Below are 16,299 nucleotides of genomic sequence, written 5' to 3' on the forward strand. Positions count from 1 at the left end.
GTCGTTATTTGAGTCATACAAAAATGCCATCAGACAGTGACCAAATCTGAAGAGCCTTTCGCAATCTCTATGCCAGAGATAAGTTATAGGCCGCATCGTTGCTACATCAGGGATTTACACGGGATTTCATTAGTCGCTCTCAAACGATTGCTCTGCTGGCTGTATAAAAAATTCCTATCATCGGTAATTTTTACCCGGCAAATGTGGCTTTTACTCATCCAAAATTTGGATTAATCACGATAAATCACATTGTTGGTAAAACCTGCCGTACGGAATAGCTTTTGCATTGGTAAAAATATTAACCGAATGTTCACTCCGCCCTTTGTTCTTAACTCTTAAGGAGTCCAGTAATGACGCAATCATCAGCAAATAGTTTTACCGATCCGAGAAATCGCTATCCACGTCCCGAGTTCGATATTCAGCCCCAAAAACTGCCTGGTCAGGAAAGTAAAATGACGCCGACACCCGATCATGGCGAAAGCAGTTATCAGGGGCATGATCGATTAGCTGGGAAAGTAGCGTTGATTACCGGCGGGGACAGCGGTATCGGGATGGCAGTGGCTTTGGCCTATGCGCGTGAGGGGGCAAATATTGTATTTACCTATCTCAGCGAAGCAGAGGATGCACATGAGACTGAACGTCTTGTACGGGAAGCTGGTAGAGAAGTTATTTCGATAAAAATGGAGCAATCCAATAATCGCGCTGCCTGTGATAGAGCGGTTGAAGTTTGCATTGAAGAATTTGGCAGACTGGATATTCTGGTGAATAACGCCGCTTTTCAGCAGACTTATGAATCATTGCAGGATATTCCCGACGACGAAATCAGTTATGCATTTCAAACCAATATTGAGGCGTTTTTCCACTTTTCCCGTGCCGCGTTAAAACATATCCCGCCGGGTGGATCCATTATTAACACCACCTCCAACCAGGCATTTGAACCCAGCAGCAATCTGGCACCGTATGCCGCGACCAAAGCTGCGATAGCCAATTTCACTTTGTCTCTGGCATCTGAAGCCATTAATCAGGGCGTCAGAGCAAACGGGGTGGCCCCCGGTCCTGTCTGGACACCGTTAATCCCGACCACTATGCCCGATAAAAAAGTGAAAAACTTTGGTGCCAATACATTATTCGGTCGTCCAGCTCAGCCTGCTGAACTGGCACCGGTATACGTATTTCTGGCTTCTGCAGAAGCAAGCTATGTGACCGGTGAAATTTATGGTGTCACCGGTGGCCGTATTCAGATGTGAAACGAGGCCAACTGTTTTTTCAGGCTGTTGGCCGCTTCGTCCAGTTCGTTACCCACCCGGCTCAGCTGATGGGCTCCCTCGGTAGTGTGATCGACCAGTTGTGAAATCTTGCTGAGATTTTTACTGACATCTTCACATACTGCACTTTGCTCCTCCGTGGCCGAAGCAATCTGGAAGGTCATTTCCGTCACTTCCCGGATAGCTTGTTGAATATCCAGTAAGGCAGATTCCGCTGCAAGAGCCAGATCGACGGTTTCAGTCACCTGCTGCCCACTTTGGTGCATAACGGCTGACGCCTGCCGGCTACCTTGTTGCAGTACACTCAGCTTTTCGTGAATATCCACAGTAGCCTCTTGAGTTCGGCTGGCCAAGGCCCGCACTTCATCTGCAACCACAGCAAAACCACGCCCTTTGTCCCCAGCCCGCGCAGCTTCAATTGCTGCATTGAGGGCTAACAGATTGGTCTGTTCAGCAATGCCCTGAATCACTGACAAAATGCTGACAATCGCCTCACTGTTCTTTTCCAGCTCCAACATGGCTGATTCAGATTCCTGCACACTATTACTGACGGCGTGAATCGACTCAGAAGTGCGTTGCACCAATCCTGCTCCAGACTGAGAAGACTCATTGGCTTTGCTGACGAATTGTGAGGTGCGGTCTGCATTGCCGGCAATCTGCTGCGCTGAGGCGGCCATTTCCATTACCGCAGAGACCATTTCTTCAAGCAACTGCTGTTGCTGAAGCATCTGTGAGCGAGTCTGTTCACTAATTTGACGACCTTCGACAGACAGCTTGCTGACATCTTCGCCAAGCGGAATTAATTGCTGGATCAGCTTGCGTAATTTGCCAATAAAAATATTAAGAAAGCCGGACAGTTTGCCAGTCTCATCCTGACGCTTGATATTAAGCTGCTGTGTCAGATCGCCCTCACCTTCCGCTATGGATGCCACCAAAGAGGTCATTTCTGCCAAGGGTTGGATACTGCTACGGGCCACCAGCCAAACAACGCCTACTCCAATCAATGCCAACAGCAACCCCAGCAAACTGGTGCTGCTAATAAAGGTTGTTTGGGCACGATCAAGAAATTGTTCCTGTTCCGCAACTGCCGCCAAAACATCTGCTTCCGGCACCGCCAGATAAGTCACCCAGCTCTGCTCATTTCCGGGCATGTTAAACGGACTAAGCACGATAAACTGCTCTTGCTGCTGCAAAATCCGACTTTGGCCTGCTTCGCTGACAACAATTAATGCTTCTCTGAGCTCGTTGTCCAGAGCATTGAGATTCTGACCAATAAGCTCAGGTTGCTGACTGTGTCCAACGATTACACCCCGCGGACTGACCAACAATGTCTGCCCTTTTCCCTGATAAAGTTCTGCCGCTACTTCGGTAATCACCGATTGTAAAAAAGCAGCAGAGATATCGATCCCGCTAATGCCAATAAAGCGTCCATTTTCTATTACCGGTGCCACCAAACTGGTTAATAGCAGTTGCTCACCGTCAATTGGATACAGATAGGGATCAATGACGCAACTGCTGAGGCTATCTTTGGAACAAAGATAATATTCCCCTGCTCTTACACCATTTTCATCAAGAGTAGCATCTTCAAGTCCTTCCAGATTTTCCACCACAAAGTTGTCACTGGATGAACGCACCACATAGGGCAGGAAACGACCACGACTATCACTCCCCAAGCTATCACGATGGACATAATCGCTGCTATCCACAGCATTTGGCTCAAAAGCGACGTAGGCTCCCAGGAAATCATCATTCAGCGTCAAAGTCTGTTCCAGCATTCTGATGGCAAGACCGCGCCTGTCTGTGATGGTCGAATCGGCTACAACCGCCTGAATTACCGCAGCATTCGCCTGAGCAGTATGTAATGCCGTTTCAAGTGGAATACGCAATTGGGCCGCTGTGTCCCGGGCTAATATTTGTAAATACTCTTGTGCCTGTTGCTGGCTGACTTCCCGACTATGCTCAGCAAGCGTCTGCTTAATCGAACTGAATTGCCAAACACCAATCAGCGCCGTGACCAGGACCACAGTCAATAGACTAAGGCCGGCCCAAACGCTAAAACGCTGTTGAATGGAAAGATGCATCTTTATCTCCGTTATCAGGGACCGGCATTACCGGCATACCATTGAGATTGCAGTCTGATTTCAGGCTACAACAATCGTATTCACTGAACAGCCCGAATTTGCCCTTTATGTGGCAAGTGATTCCGGCTTTACCCCTGTCCGGTGATAACATCACAATTAAGCAGCTTAGCTGCAGGCCTGAGATGTGCCTGAAGGACTTGCCAAAACGGCAAAACCGCGATGACTTTGCCAGATTTCTTGCGGATGCGCAATGGTGATATTGCTACGGTTAAATTCTATTTTTTTGCAGGCTTCATCAAACTGAAACGGCCATTCTCTTCTATGTTCAAATAAGGTAACAGCCTTCCCACATCCAGTTTTGCCTTAAAGGTGTAATTGAGACTCTGGGTTTGGTTGGTTAGCAGACGATTGATTAATCGAACACTGCCCAGTAAATCAGGGCTGGCTTCAATGGTGAAATCCGCCATGCCATATCCCGGCACTCGTGGTAAATCGGCTGTGGCACCGCTTAATATTCGATGGTTTTCAACCTCGATGGAATAACTCATGCCTTGTAAGGCCAATGCCGTGCGATTAGGGTTGATGACCTGTAAACCAATAATAAATCGTGGTGTGATTCCTTTGGTTTCAGGGGCAAGTGAAAATGAGGTGATATTCACTTGTGGTGTTTCATAGTCAGTCGACCAACTGGCACATCCTGACACAGAGACCATTGCAATAATCAGACAAAATAGTAAAAAGCGCATGTTATTCCAGCCAAATGTTGTAGGTTTAGTTTAAACCATACGGTTGGAATGGGTTCAAAGAAAAAGCGGCAGAACATGGAATAAAGCTCAGCTGCTTATTCCACAGAACTACCGCAATTAATAAAGTGAAACGAATGAGCTTTTATTGCCCGCGTTTTTGAATTGGCTCGACTTCATCCATTTCATGAGCGGGATGCATTGCATTACCTGACTTCTCTGCTTTTAAACGATTTTCCTGATAATTCTCTTTAGATTTTTTGTTAATGCGTTCAGCAGATTCGCCCATCTGATGAGCCGGATGGTTACCCTCTGATTTTGATGAATATTGCTCAGCCCCTGTGGCAGAAAACACCGGAGAAATCGCAAACAACATTGTTAGGGCTACTGTGTAAAAACATTGTTTTACCATGGTGACCTCCTTCTTTGATGTTAAAAACAGCTTGAATAAAATGGCTGTTAACCATTTAGTGTTGCCCTACCCTATCGAATATCTCCAGCCACATCAAATCACCGGGAGAATAATATAACTCTTTTAAATCAAAAAGTTAACTTTAAGTTTAGGCATGATTCCCATTCATAAAATGAAAAACTTCCTTATCTATGCTTTTCAGATTTTTTCTTTTTTTCAACATGTTAAGCCGCTTCACGCTGAATAGAGAGAAAGCGGTTTACCCCATTGATTAGCGCTTTGACGGCGGCCCGGCTGATATTTTTATCCTGTCCGACACCAAATACCGGTTGAGCATTACCCACTTTCATTTCAACATAACTCACCGCTATGGCTTCTGAACCGCTTCCAATGCCGTGTTCATGGTAATCAACGACAGAAATATCCTGCTGAATATGTGCAGATAAGCCCTTGGCCACCGCATCGACTGGTCCGGTACCTTTGGCCTGAAGCGTAAAGGATGTTGTCCCGTGATCCAATTGAACCTCAGTGCTGGCAATCTCTTGCGAATCATCCACTACACTACTGCTTCTGAAACGGTAAGGCGTATTTACAGCGAGATAAGCTTCATCAAATAATTGCGCTATCGTTGCAGCATTAATTTCCTTGCCGCTACGGTCACTTTGCTGTTGCACAATTTTACTGAATTCAATCTGCAAGCGACGCGGTAACTCAAACCCGGCATGCTGCTGCAACAAAAAGCTCACCCCGCCCTTACCGGATTGGCTATTCACCCTGACCACCGCATCGTAACTGCGATGCAAATCTGCCGGATCAATCGGCAAATACGGTACTTCCCAGAAACCCTCAGGATCCTGTTTGGCCAAACCTTTTTTAATGGCATCCTGATGGGATCCCGAAAACGCGGTAAACACCAATTCACCGGCATAGGGATGACGCGGATGTACCGGTAACTGTGTGCATTCTTCTGCCAATTGGCGGATCTGATCAATCTGGCTGAAATCCAACCCGGGATGAATACCTTGAGAATATAAATTCAACGCCAGGGTCACTAAATCGACATTGCCGGTACGTTCACCATTACCAAACAAACAGCCTTCCACCCGATCAGCACCTGCCATCACTGCCATTTCCGCGGCTGCAACAGCCGTACCGCGATCATTATGTGGGTGCACGCTCAGAATAATGCTGTCTCGATTGTTTAAATTGCGATGCATCCATTCAATCTGGTCGGCATAGGTGTTGGGTGTCGACATTTCAACAGTTGCCGGCAAATTGAATATCATCTTTTTCTCTGGCGTTGGCTGCCAGATGGCTGACACGGCATCACAAACTTCTTTGGCAAAATCCACCTCCGTGCTGGAAAACACTTCAGGTGAATACTGGTAAACCCATTCGGTTTCCGGATGCTGTTCAGTGAACGCCTTGACCCAGCGCGTACCGCGTTCGGCAATCTCTTTCACGCCGGCTTTATCGGTGTTGTAGACGATTTTGCGAAACGCCGGAGCAATCGGATTATACATATGCAAAATGGCCCGACGAGCCCCGTTAAGTGACTCAACAGTTCGTTCAATCAAATCCTGGCGGGCCTGGGTTAATACTTCAATGGTGACATCCTCGGGAATTACATTCTCTTCGATCAAACGACGTACCAGATTAAAGTCCGTTTCCGAGGCAGACGGAAATCCCACTTCAATTTCCTTAAACCCCATTTCCACCAGGGCCTTGAAATAACGCATTTTGGTCTCGATCGACATCGGATCAATCAATGCCTGATTGCCATCACGCAGATCGGTGCTCATCCAGATAGGTGGCTTTTCAATCACCTGATTCGGCCATTGCCGATCCGGCAATTGGATTGGCTCAAAGCGACGATATTTTTGAGCGGGATTGGCAATCATCTTCTGACTCCTGAGTCTGGATAAGCAAAATAGAGAGCCTGAGAGCGTAGTTTTTTTAGGGACGCTTCCGGCAGGTTTATTTAACAAGGATTGGAGGGTAACCAATCTTTTTCAGTTTCCGCCATTCACTTGTGATGAACTTGAGAGAACTGCGTTAAACAAAGCTTGTGGCTCATAACACTACCGGTTCAGGCATGTGGAATAGTATAAAGAGACAGCGGCAGAATTAAATTGCTAAAGTTTCATTAAAACATCGACAATACATATATAATTGCTTATAAAGTATATTTTTAAGCATAAAATGCTTTTAATGTAATTTATTGGAGTAAATCATGACTGAAAAACTGGATCGATATGATCATATGATTCTCGATATTCTGCAAAAACAGGGACGCATTTCCAATCAGGAACTGGCCGAAGCGATTAACCTATCGCCCTCCCCAACGCTGCGACGTGTCAAACAGATGGAAGAAAACGGTTTGATCGATGGTTATGTGGCGTTATTAAATGCACGTAAACTGGGGCTGACGCTGATGGCCTTTATCGGCATCAGTATGGATAAACATACTCCAGAACGGTTCAGTGGCTTGGAGAAAAAGCTCGCCAGTTACCCTGAGGTGCTGGAATGTCACTTGATTACCGGTCAATCAGCAGATTACTTGCTCAAGGTGATCGTCAAGGACATGGACGCCTATCAGCAGTTTCTCTTGCAGAAACTGACACGGATTGAAGGTGTGACCGGTGTGCATACGTCATTTGTGATGAAATCCCCGATCAAATCGACGGCTTTACCATTAGATTAATGCCTCGTTCAGGTGATTTATCGTCAGGATTTTTCTAAATGCTCACGAATAGTCTGTAATTCAAGTCGATGGGCATCAGTTGCCTGAGGATAGGCCAATGGCAACGCACTCAATGTGTTTAAAAAGATTTCCGAAATAATTAACCGGGCATTCTTTTTATCGTCAGCAGGGATGATGTACCACGGAGCATCTTTAGTTGTTGAAGCATTGATGCACTCTTCGTACGCTTTGGTATAGTCATCCCAGAATTCACGTTGTTCAATATCTGCGGTAGTGAGTTTCCAGTTTTTATCGGGGTCATCAATTCTCTTCATAAACCGTCTGGCCTGTTCATCTTTGGATTGATGTAAAAAAAACTTGATAATCCGGGTGCCACTACGATGCAAATGTGCTTCATGCTCCACAATCGAACGATAACGGTTCTGCCAGAAGCTTTTATTGGATGGCAATTTATCGGGTAAGCGCTGTGACACCAGAAACTCCGGATGCACTTTAACAATCAGCACCTCTTCATAATAGGAGCGATTAAAAATACCGATCCGTCCCCGTTCCGGCAGGCAACGTGCCGTTCGCCAGAGAAAGTCATGTTCCAATTCGCTTGCACTGGGCTGTTTAAAGCTGAACACCTGAAACCCCTGTGGATTAATACCCGACATTACATGTCGTATAGCCCCATCCTTTCCCGCGGCATCCATGCCCTGGAAAATCAGCAGTATTGAATAATGATTATCGGCATACAGCTTATGCTGCAACTCACTTAGTGCCTCAACATTTTGTTTCAGTATTTTTTGGTAGTGTTTTTTTGAGGTATATAAAGGATCAATCAGAGTAGGCCATTTCTTCAGAGTAATCTTGCTGTCTGGCAGTGCCCGAAAATCACTTATATTCAGCTTCATCATTATTGCCTTTAAGGTTTGCTTTGGCGTTATTGTTATTTTCGTTAATTACACTTATTAAACGCCTGAAAACACTAAAGGACAACAGAAGCTAATATGCTGATTCTGGGAAATCCTTATTAACCTGCCAAAGCCCATCAGCAAAATAACCTTGCGAATCTTGCCAGTTTTTCAACACATTAAAGCCGGTTTCATTAGCCATTTTTTGCATATCAGATAGCAGGTATTTATGTGAAAGCTCCAGATGGATGGCTTCATAGGGATTAAATTCAAAGGTTTTTTCCAGTGCCCCGATATGCACCTCCTGTTGCTCCAGCGAGACTAAATAACTCTCCATCGCGCCATGCCGCGGATTATACATACCATGATGTGAAAATCGGTTTAAATCAAACTCACCGTCCAGCTCATTATTAATGCGGGTTAATACATTCAAGTTAAAAGCGCGGGTAACACCTTTTTTGTCGTTATAAGCTCGGGTTAATACATCAATATCTTTTTTCAGATCAAAACCAATTAATAATAAATCGTTATGATTCAAACACTTCCAGATACTGTGCAAAAACCGTTTGGCACTTGGAAAGTCAAAGTTGCCGATATTGGAGCCCAGCAACAACACCAGCTTGCGATTGTCAGATGTGTTTTCTAGATGGCGGATACTGGCAAAATAATCACCGACAATACCGTGTGTGGTCAGCGTTGGATGGGATTGCTTTAAAGAAACGATCAGATCCGCCATCGCCGATTCCGAAATATCGATGGGTATGTAGGAAAACGCATCGGTGGATTCTAATAGTTTGCTAAGCAAAACTTTGGTCTTACATCCATCCCCTGCGCCCAACTCGACAATTTCAAATGGCTTATCCTGGATAAATTCAGCCAGTTCAGATCCAACTTTACTGAGAATTTCAAATTCGCAGCGAGTCGGATAATATTCCTCCAACCCGGTTATCTGTTCAAATAACTTACTGCCTTTGGCATCATAAAAATATTTACTGGGCAGATATTTTGACGGCGCTGAGAAGCCCATTAACACATCAAAGGCAAATTGCTCTTTGAGGGCATCCTGCGTTTGATTTCGAATTGAATCCAGAACCAGGTAGGTCATTACAAATCCTTTGCCAATCGAATACCGGTAAAAGCCCAGCGATCATATGGCCGGTAAAAATTTCGATAACTGGCACGCATATGATGTTTAGGTGTTGCCACACAGCCACCTTTCAAAACATACTGGTTCGCCATGAACTTACCGTTATATTCGCCGAGTGCCGTATTGGTCGTTTAGTACCCAGGATAGGGAGAATAGGCACTATTGGTCCATTGCCAGAGCAGCCCAGTATCAAACTCATCACATGCTCTGTCAGGCGACGGATAAACTGATTGTTCAGGATCCCAGAAGGCTTTTTCTGACTCAAACAACTCCCTGTTTCGGGAAGAATATGACTCCAGTTCAAACTCGGTTGGCAGTCGCGCACCCATCCATCGTGCATAGGCATCGGCCTCATAAAAGCTGATATGACTCACCGGTAAATGCGGGTTTAAAGGCTCCAGTCCGTGAAGGTGATACTCTTCCCAGTGATGGTTTTGTTTACGCCAGTAAAGCGGATGGGTCATTTGATTCTGCTGCACCCAATCCCAGCCATCACTTAACCATAGCTCTGGACGCCGATAGCCACCATCGGTCATAAAATCCATATATTCGCCATTGTTAATCAACCTGTCAGCCAGTTGAAAACCACTTATCCAGCGCCGGTGACGGGGTCGTTCATTGTCATAGGAAAACGCATCCAAACGTGCACCAAACAGAGAGATATTTTCTGTCCATTCCAACCATCCAAGAGCTCTGGCGGGCAACAAGATATCTTCGCCCTCAGCACTCTCTTCATAGGCAGCCGGCCAAGGCTGATTGCCCAGAATAAATTTGATATCCATTAACAACAATTCCTGATGCTGTTGTTCGTGTTGTATTCCGGTGGCTATTATTTCAAGTTGTTGTTCAGACAGAGCGTTCGATTCAAAAAGCTCAACAATCGCCTCGGTAATCTGCTGTCGATAAAGCATGATTTCTTTCACTGTCGGGCGAGAAAGCTGACCACGACTGGACTGCTGCCAATGGGCACCCTGACTTTTGTAATACGAGTTGAATAAAAAATGATATTGAGGTGATTTGCTGGTTTGCGCTAGCTGTAGTGGTGCTAAAACAAAACAGTCAAAAAACCAGGAAGTATGGGCCAAATGCCATTTTGGAGGACTAACATAAGTAGCTGGCTGTAAGACCATATCTTCAATTTCTAGATTGGCACAAATCTGTTCAGTTTGTCGGCGGACTTCCATAAATGCTTCTTGCAAAGAAGGTTTGGGTTCTTCGTTTGCTTGCCCAATTATTGTTGGGTCTATTGCTTTATTTTTTCTTGTCATTGATTCAACTCCATAGTGGGTTTTATCAATCACCTGACCTTTTAAAGTCGCGATAAGCTGGTTAACTTAAGAGCCTTAATGCTCAATAGCAAACACCTGCGGCTTACATCGGCGAAAACCTTGTTCATTTAGCAGTATTAACGGAATCGTCCGGCGATATAGCCTCTTAAACTTGCTGCCATGATTTGTGTGATGGTTAGGTCGACTAACCAAGGGTTTCCATTGTGACGCCTTCATTCTGCCAAGGTGAAATGACTGAAAAAGCTAAACCATGTATTAACATGTAGAAAAGCACCGTAGTGCCAAGGTTGAAAAGCGTGTTAACGGCACTACGGAGTTTAAGGTAGCAAGCTAATCTTAAGGCTGATATTACATAGGTTAAAGTTCAATCAAATATTCACTTTGATAGTTTCTAATACTCCTGAGGACTAGATGAATCACTCAGTAAGTTGCCATCAGTAAATGACCAAATAAGGCCAGGCAAAAACCCAATACTGCTCCTAACGGTGGAGCCCAGTGCTTTTCCAATTTGGATTGTGGGGCAATATCCTGAAAAATGAGATATAAGATCCCACCTGAGGCAAACAACATGATGGCCCCCAGCAACGATTGATGATCTGCTAAAAACCAATATCCTACCAAGCCAGCAATTGGACCAAGTACAACTAATGCTGTCATTTTGAGCAACACATTATCGTGTTTGTTGTGCTGTTTTAGTTCCCGGTAGGCATTAAACCCTTCAGGTAGATTTTGTAACCCGATCAATAATGCCAGCAAAGGTCCGGATGCAGGATTTAACGCCATCAAACCGCCGAGCGCGATAGCCTCAGGAATGTAGTCCAATATCATGCCCATAAGTTGAGGCGATTCGTTATTATGACTTCCCATTAACCGTTCCACACCGAAAAAAACCAGGCCACCTGACAAAATAACCGGAATACTCCAGAGCGAGTCATGCATATTATTGATACCTTCCGGGACCAGCACTATCGTTACCGCGCCCAATAAAATCCCACCACCAAAAGCAATGATGAAATGTCTTAATTCTCTTTCCAGCCACTGAGAATGCACCTGCTCAAATGAGGCAACCCAGCCACCTATCGGAATACAAATTCCTGCAGCGGTTGTCAGTAAAATAATCTTCAATACGGATTCACTATCCATTTTTTTATCTTCCTTCTAGGGCTTGTTTATTTTAGTTAATCAGCACTTTTGGGTTTCTCTATAGTCAACATCTTACAGCTTCCCAAAAGCAATCATGGAGGGCAAATATGACAAGCCTTAAACCGTTCTCTGCTACACATTTTATTCAGACCAGTTGCCTAATTGTTTTCAGCTGCATGCTGTTCATTAGCCACGCTAAAGCCGACGAATCGAAAGGTGAAAACATGATGAGTCCTGACAAAATGGTCTCTCTGGATTTCACAGAATGGAAGGTCGAATGGCAAAACAGTCGGACTCGTGATCCCTATATCAGTCCAGATGGTCAGGTCTGGTTTGTAGGTCAGATAGGAGACTATATTGCGAGGCTGGATCCCCAGTCAGGCGATATGCAACGTTATGATATTCCACAAGCCGGCCCACACACCGTCATTGTCGATGACAAGGGGTATCCCTGGTATGCTGGCAATAAGGACAAACATATTGGCCGCCTTGATCCTGAAACTGGCAAGGTGACTCGTTTTGAGATGCCCGAGGGTGTCAATGATCCTCATACAATGGCCTGGACATCTGATGGAAATATCTGGTTCACCGTACAGCGTTCGGGCAAAGCCGGTTTTATTGGAAAATTGGCCACTGATACGGGTGAAGTGCAAATCATTGAGGTACCAGGTAACTACATGCGGCCTTATGGACTGATTGTTGATAATCAGGATCGTCCCTGGATTGCCTTTATGGGTAGCAACGCGATTGGCAAAATTGATCCAGATTCAATGCAATTGAAAATCATCCCTACTCCACACGAAGAAAGCATTATCCGCAGGATCGGACTGACATCGGATAACCGAGTCTGGTGGGTAGATGCAGATATGGGATATCTCGGTGTTTATAATCCGCAGGATAAATCCATGCAGCAATGGAAGACGCCAGGTGGTGAAGCCGCCGGGTTATATGCCATGGCGGTCGATAGTCAGGATCGTATCTGGTATGTCGAAACGGGGTTTCAGCCAAATCGTTTTATCGGTTTTGATAGCAAAACCGAAAAATTTATCGCAATTGATGAAGTCCCCTCTGGTGGACAGTCAGTAAGAAACATGGTGTTTGATAAAGACACCAATGCACTTTGGTTTGGCACTGATGCAAACACGATTGGCCGTGCAATAGTCCCGGACTAAAAGCAAGTACTGGCTTGCATTGTGTTTTCCTCTCAGCGTGATCGATTGAAATATTGCAAGCCAGCTTTTTCATTGCTGAATTAAAACAGATTGGCAATAATCATCCAGGCCGTGAGTCCCGTCAGAACAAAGGAAAATAATGATAACAGACCATCTCTGGCAATTAACGCCAGACCAAATGCCACTATTGCAAGACCTCCTGCATTGGCACTGAAAGGTACCACTTCCATAAACGGTAACGTCAGTGCAATGAAAATACAGACAATGGCAATGACATATTTGGCTGTTCCATTGACGAAGATCAGTAATCTTGGGCGAATCAGTTTATCGATAAAGTGTGCAGGTTTACGTAACCACTCAACCGCCTTAAGTAATTTTTCACTGGGCACAGCGCGTTGTAATAACCACTTGGGCAACCAGAAGTGTTCCTGACCAATAAGTAACTGAACAGCAACTAATAAAATAAACACTCCCATAATCGTGGGAACACCCGGAATATCCCCTATTACCGGTGCCAATATAATAAGACCTGCCAACAGCAATAACGGTCCAAATGAACGGCGACCAATCATTTCCATAATGCTGTCAATCGAGACCTTTTCATTGCGCTTTTGCTCAGCAGCTTTCCCAATGCAATCAAACAATTGCTCAAGATTGGTTAGTTGTTGATGCTTAGCCATTGATATTTACCTGTCTAAGGAAAAAGCTGCTTCGGTACCCACCATAAAAACACCATCATGCCAATCAACTCGACCAGTGACTGAAACACAATCACCACCACTGCTAGCTCGTAATTAGCTGGTAAAGCCAATGCCAATGGCAGCATGACAAATGAATTGCGGGTTCCAAAACTGAATGCCAACACTCTACCCTGTGCAGATGACAGATGTAATAACCTCGATAAAACTTTGGCCATCAACGCGACAATCAGCAGAAATAATATAAACACCAGCGACAAACTGGGCAGCAGCGCTAACGAATCCAGGACAATAGCCACTTGTGAGCTGGCGATAATAAACATAACCAATGCCAGGACGATTACCGGGAACCATGCCAGATAATTTATGAACTTTTTGCCTGAGGGATGCTGTTCAGCGAATTTCTGTGTTGCCCAGGCCAATATCAATGGCACGACAATTAAGCCGATAAAAGCCCATAGCATTCCACTGTGCGCCAGACTGACAGTGAATTCATTGCCCAGAAAAACATACAGATAAAATGGTAATAATATAACTTGCAACAACAGGCTAATCGGCGCGAAAGTGATAGCCTGCTGGGTATCGCCGCCAGCAAGCTCAGTAAAGGTAATAAACCAGTCGGTACAGGGCACTAATAACACCAGTAATATGCCGATGCGTATGGCTGGATCATCTGGAGCCAGCATTAACAAACCCGCCACAACAATTGGTATGAACACAAAATTACCCACTATGGCTGCTAGCAAAAACCGGGGGCTAAAGGAAGTCTCTCGCAAATGCGTTAACGATACCTGGGTAAAGGTGGAAAATAACAGCAGCCCTAATAATGGCCAGACAGCAGCTTCCAAATAGCTACCAATATTGGGATACAGCACACCTGATATTAAACCCAGGGATATCGCTACCAGATAAATGAACAGCTGATTTTTTTCTAACTGTAGACGAGTCAAAGCTGAGATTTTCCCAAAGTTGATTAACTGAAGTTAACGTATCCTGAAGCATTATCATTTATTAATAGTGATAATAGAATATCAAGCTAGGGCTTGTTGATCTTTCAGAGCCACCACTGCTGGAGGCTATTTTTTCGTCATACAAGGCGGCTATGAAAGATCAACAAGCCCTCGCAAATAAGATCTTTTCCATCGAACAAGGATCAACGTTATGCAAAACCTTTTTAACAAAATCATTATTGCCATCGTACTTTCGTCAGGTTTTATGACCATGGCATTTGCTGAGGATGATGGTGAAGGAAAACAAGTCATCATCGACAGTGAAAACGGTAAAGAATCCGTCACTATTGAAGAATCTCAAACCGGCGATCAATCCGGGGCGGGGTCAGCTATCACCGATGATCCTGTCGATGACGAGAGAAGAAACGACGAAGAAGACAACACGGATAAACCAAAATATGAAGAGTAGGTTTGGCAGCTATTAGCTGCACACTGGAGGAAAATTAATTTTCCTCTTTCTCTTCTTCCTCTTCGTCAGTGCTTTTACCTTTACCGGAATAATCTTCCGTAAATACCTCTGAAAGAATCAACTGTTCGATATAACTGCGTTGCGACGCTCTCACCGGAAAACGTACCACCAGATGAATCTCAGCCGCGGTAGGCACTTGAATGGTGACGCGGGGATCCACTGAACTTGCATCCAGTCCCCTTTCATCACTGAGTCTCTGCATATAGAGGCGAGCATTTTCCAGGTATGGCTGACAATGCTTGGAAGCGGCAACCAATAAAGCTTGCTGCGCAGCCTGCCACTTATCCGTACGTTTAAAAGGCACCGTGAATACATGCAAAACGTATTGTCGGGTATAGCTTTCATTGATAACGGGTTCTGAGACAAATAAAGCATTCGGTATTACCGCCATACGTCCGGTGCGTTGATGGGTCAATTTACCGGGGCCAACTTCCAGTATGGTCGTTGCCAGCAAGGTTTGATCGATAACATCACCACGAAAATCTTTGATTTGAATCCTATCACCGATATCAAAAGAGCCGGCACCTGTTTTCAGTAGTGATCCCGTCACACAAAGGATCAATTCTTTGGTCGCCACCACAAAGGCCACAGCAATCGCTACAACGGATAACGCCAGGGTTCTGAGTTCTTCTCCCCAGATTAAGATCAATCCCAGAATGAAGATGAGAATAATGCCATTGCGGGTCTGCACCAGCCATTTGCGGCGTAATTCAGATGAATTAACTGTCCGGCGAATAAATCGTGAAGCTAACGAATTCAGTACCAGAACCACCACCAGCAAGATAAAAGTGCTGCCAAATAAGCTGATGATGGGCAGAAAAAACGCAAAGGTTTCCTGTGAAATTCCAAGTTTTTCGTTCATTCAAATAGCCTGTTTCAGATGGCGGGATGCGTTACAACGTTGATGCTGTACTCAAAATTAACGATAAAAATTAGGGCTTGTTGATCTTTCATAGCCCCAGCCCTTCGGGTTGTGACTGAAAAAGCGTCACTCTGCGTTGCTCGTCACTTATTTAGAATAACTACAAAAACGTCAGGACAAGCAATGTTCCGGACATTGCTTTTGCATACACTCCATCCATGGAGATAAACGTTTTTGAGCGCAAGCCCCTTCGGGGTGAGATACATGGATGTATCTCACCCCGAAGGGGCTCCTCGTGCCTTGATTGACGCTTTTTCAGCTCACAACAGAGGCTGAGATGAAAGATAAACAAGCCCTATCCATCACGATAATGGGTTTACATGTGGTCGACAAGTATTGTCGCCAGAC

General features: G+C 45.0%; 16 protein-coding genes. 4 read left to right on the forward strand and 12 right to left on the reverse strand.

Features of this window, described 5'->3' with window-relative positions:
• Positions 1 to 350 precede the first annotated feature (350 nt).
• A complete protein-coding gene (locus Q7A_RS13320) occupies positions 351 to 1,247 on the forward strand; it encodes an SDR family oxidoreductase (protein WP_014708137.1) in 897 nt (298 codons plus the stop codon).
• Here Q7A_RS13320 and Q7A_RS13325 read toward each other — a convergent pair.
• The 4 genes from Q7A_RS13325 to leuA all read right to left on the reverse strand — a co-directional run bounded on the left by Q7A_RS13325 (position 1,238) and on the right by leuA (position 6,402).
• Positions 1,238 to 3,346: a methyl-accepting chemotaxis protein gene (locus Q7A_RS13325; protein ID WP_014708138.1), complete on the reverse strand. Its 2,109-nt coding sequence runs from the start codon at positions 3,344 to 3,346 to the stop codon at positions 1,238 to 1,240. The genes Q7A_RS13320 and Q7A_RS13325 overlap by 10 nt on opposite strands.
• Positions 3,347 to 3,621: 275 nt before the next feature.
• On the reverse strand, positions 3,622 to 4,092 hold the full coding sequence (locus Q7A_RS13330) for an LEA type 2 family protein (RefSeq protein WP_014708140.1): 471 nt from the start codon (positions 4,090 to 4,092) through the stop codon (positions 3,622 to 3,624).
• 142 nt (positions 4,093 to 4,234) lie between these two features.
• Positions 4,235 to 4,501, reverse strand: a complete 267-nt coding sequence (locus Q7A_RS13335) for a hypothetical protein (protein WP_014708141.1) — start codon at positions 4,499 to 4,501, stop codon at positions 4,235 to 4,237.
• 224 nt (positions 4,502 to 4,725) lie between these two features.
• The gene (gene leuA, locus Q7A_RS13340; protein WP_014708143.1) at positions 4,726 to 6,402 is read right to left on the reverse strand and encodes a 2-isopropylmalate synthase; all 1,677 of its coding nucleotides are present in this window, start codon (positions 6,400 to 6,402) and stop codon (positions 4,726 to 4,728) included.
• Between the two features lie 332 nt (positions 6,403 to 6,734).
• On the opposite strand from leuA, the gene Q7A_RS13345 reads away from it, so the two are divergent.
• Positions 6,735 to 7,205, forward strand: coding sequence for an Lrp/AsnC family transcriptional regulator (locus tag Q7A_RS13345; RefSeq protein ID WP_014708144.1), 471 nt, complete (start codon positions 6,735 to 6,737; stop codon positions 7,203 to 7,205).
• Positions 7,206 to 7,228: 23 nt separating this feature from the next.
• Here the strand turns inward: Q7A_RS13345 and Q7A_RS13350 are convergent, their stop codons facing one another.
• The 5 genes from Q7A_RS13350 to Q7A_RS13365 all read right to left on the reverse strand — a co-directional run bounded on the left by Q7A_RS13350 (position 7,229) and on the right by Q7A_RS13365 (position 11,680).
• Entirely contained in the window at positions 7,229 to 8,104 is an 876-nt protein-coding gene (locus Q7A_RS13350) for an ADP-polyphosphate phosphotransferase (protein WP_202971537.1), read from the reverse strand.
• Positions 8,105 to 8,192: 88 nt separating this feature from the next.
• A complete protein-coding gene (gene egtD, locus Q7A_RS13355; protein WP_014708146.1) occupies positions 8,193 to 9,206 on the reverse strand; it encodes an L-histidine N(alpha)-methyltransferase in 1,014 nt (337 codons plus the stop codon).
• Positions 9,206 to 9,340, reverse strand: a complete 135-nt coding sequence (locus tag Q7A_RS15655) for a hypothetical protein (protein WP_014708147.1) — start codon at positions 9,338 to 9,340, stop codon at positions 9,206 to 9,208. The genes egtD and Q7A_RS15655 overlap by 1 nt, the downstream gene beginning before the upstream one ends.
• A 39-nt stretch (positions 9,341 to 9,379) precedes the next feature.
• A complete protein-coding gene (gene egtB, locus Q7A_RS13360) occupies positions 9,380 to 10,516 on the reverse strand; it encodes an ergothioneine biosynthesis protein EgtB (RefSeq protein ID WP_014708148.1) in 1,137 nt (378 codons plus the stop codon).
• 441 nt (positions 10,517 to 10,957) lie between these two features.
• The gene (locus Q7A_RS13365) at positions 10,958 to 11,680 is read right to left on the reverse strand and encodes a ZIP family metal transporter (RefSeq protein ID WP_014708149.1); all 723 of its coding nucleotides are present in this window, start codon (positions 11,678 to 11,680) and stop codon (positions 10,958 to 10,960) included.
• Between the two features lie 107 nt (positions 11,681 to 11,787).
• Here Q7A_RS13365 and Q7A_RS13370 point away from each other — a divergent pair, with 107 nt between their 5' ends.
• Positions 11,788 to 12,852, forward strand: coding sequence for a Vgb family protein (locus Q7A_RS13370; RefSeq protein WP_104935012.1), 1,065 nt, complete (start codon positions 11,788 to 11,790; stop codon positions 12,850 to 12,852).
• An 80-nt stretch (positions 12,853 to 12,932) separates the two neighbouring features.
• Here Q7A_RS13370 and Q7A_RS13375 read toward each other — a convergent pair whose 3' ends face one another.
• Entirely contained in the window at positions 12,933 to 13,532 is a 600-nt protein-coding gene (locus Q7A_RS13375) for an exopolysaccharide biosynthesis protein (protein ID WP_014708151.1), read from the reverse strand.
• A 14-nt stretch (positions 13,533 to 13,546) separates the two neighbouring features.
• The gene (locus Q7A_RS13380; RefSeq protein ID WP_014708152.1) at positions 13,547 to 14,500 is read right to left on the reverse strand and encodes an arsenic resistance protein; all 954 of its coding nucleotides are present in this window, start codon (positions 14,498 to 14,500) and stop codon (positions 13,547 to 13,549) included.
• A 211-nt stretch (positions 14,501 to 14,711) separates the two neighbouring features.
• Between Q7A_RS13380 and Q7A_RS13385 the strand changes: the two genes are divergently transcribed.
• Complete coding sequence (locus Q7A_RS13385; protein ID WP_014708153.1) at positions 14,712 to 14,969, forward strand: hypothetical protein; 258 nt, start codon at positions 14,712 to 14,714, stop codon at positions 14,967 to 14,969.
• Between the two features lie 34 nt (positions 14,970 to 15,003).
• Here Q7A_RS13385 and Q7A_RS13390 read toward each other — a convergent pair whose 3' ends face one another.
• On the reverse strand, positions 15,004 to 15,891 hold the full coding sequence (locus Q7A_RS13390; protein ID WP_014708154.1) for a mechanosensitive ion channel domain-containing protein: 888 nt from the start codon (positions 15,889 to 15,891) through the stop codon (positions 15,004 to 15,006).
• Positions 15,892 to 16,299 lie beyond the last annotated feature (408 nt).

This window comes from Methylophaga nitratireducenticrescens, assembly GCF_000260985.4.
GTDB classification, from domain to species: domain Bacteria; phylum Pseudomonadota; class Gammaproteobacteria; order Nitrosococcales; family Methylophagaceae; genus Methylophaga; species Methylophaga nitratireducenticrescens.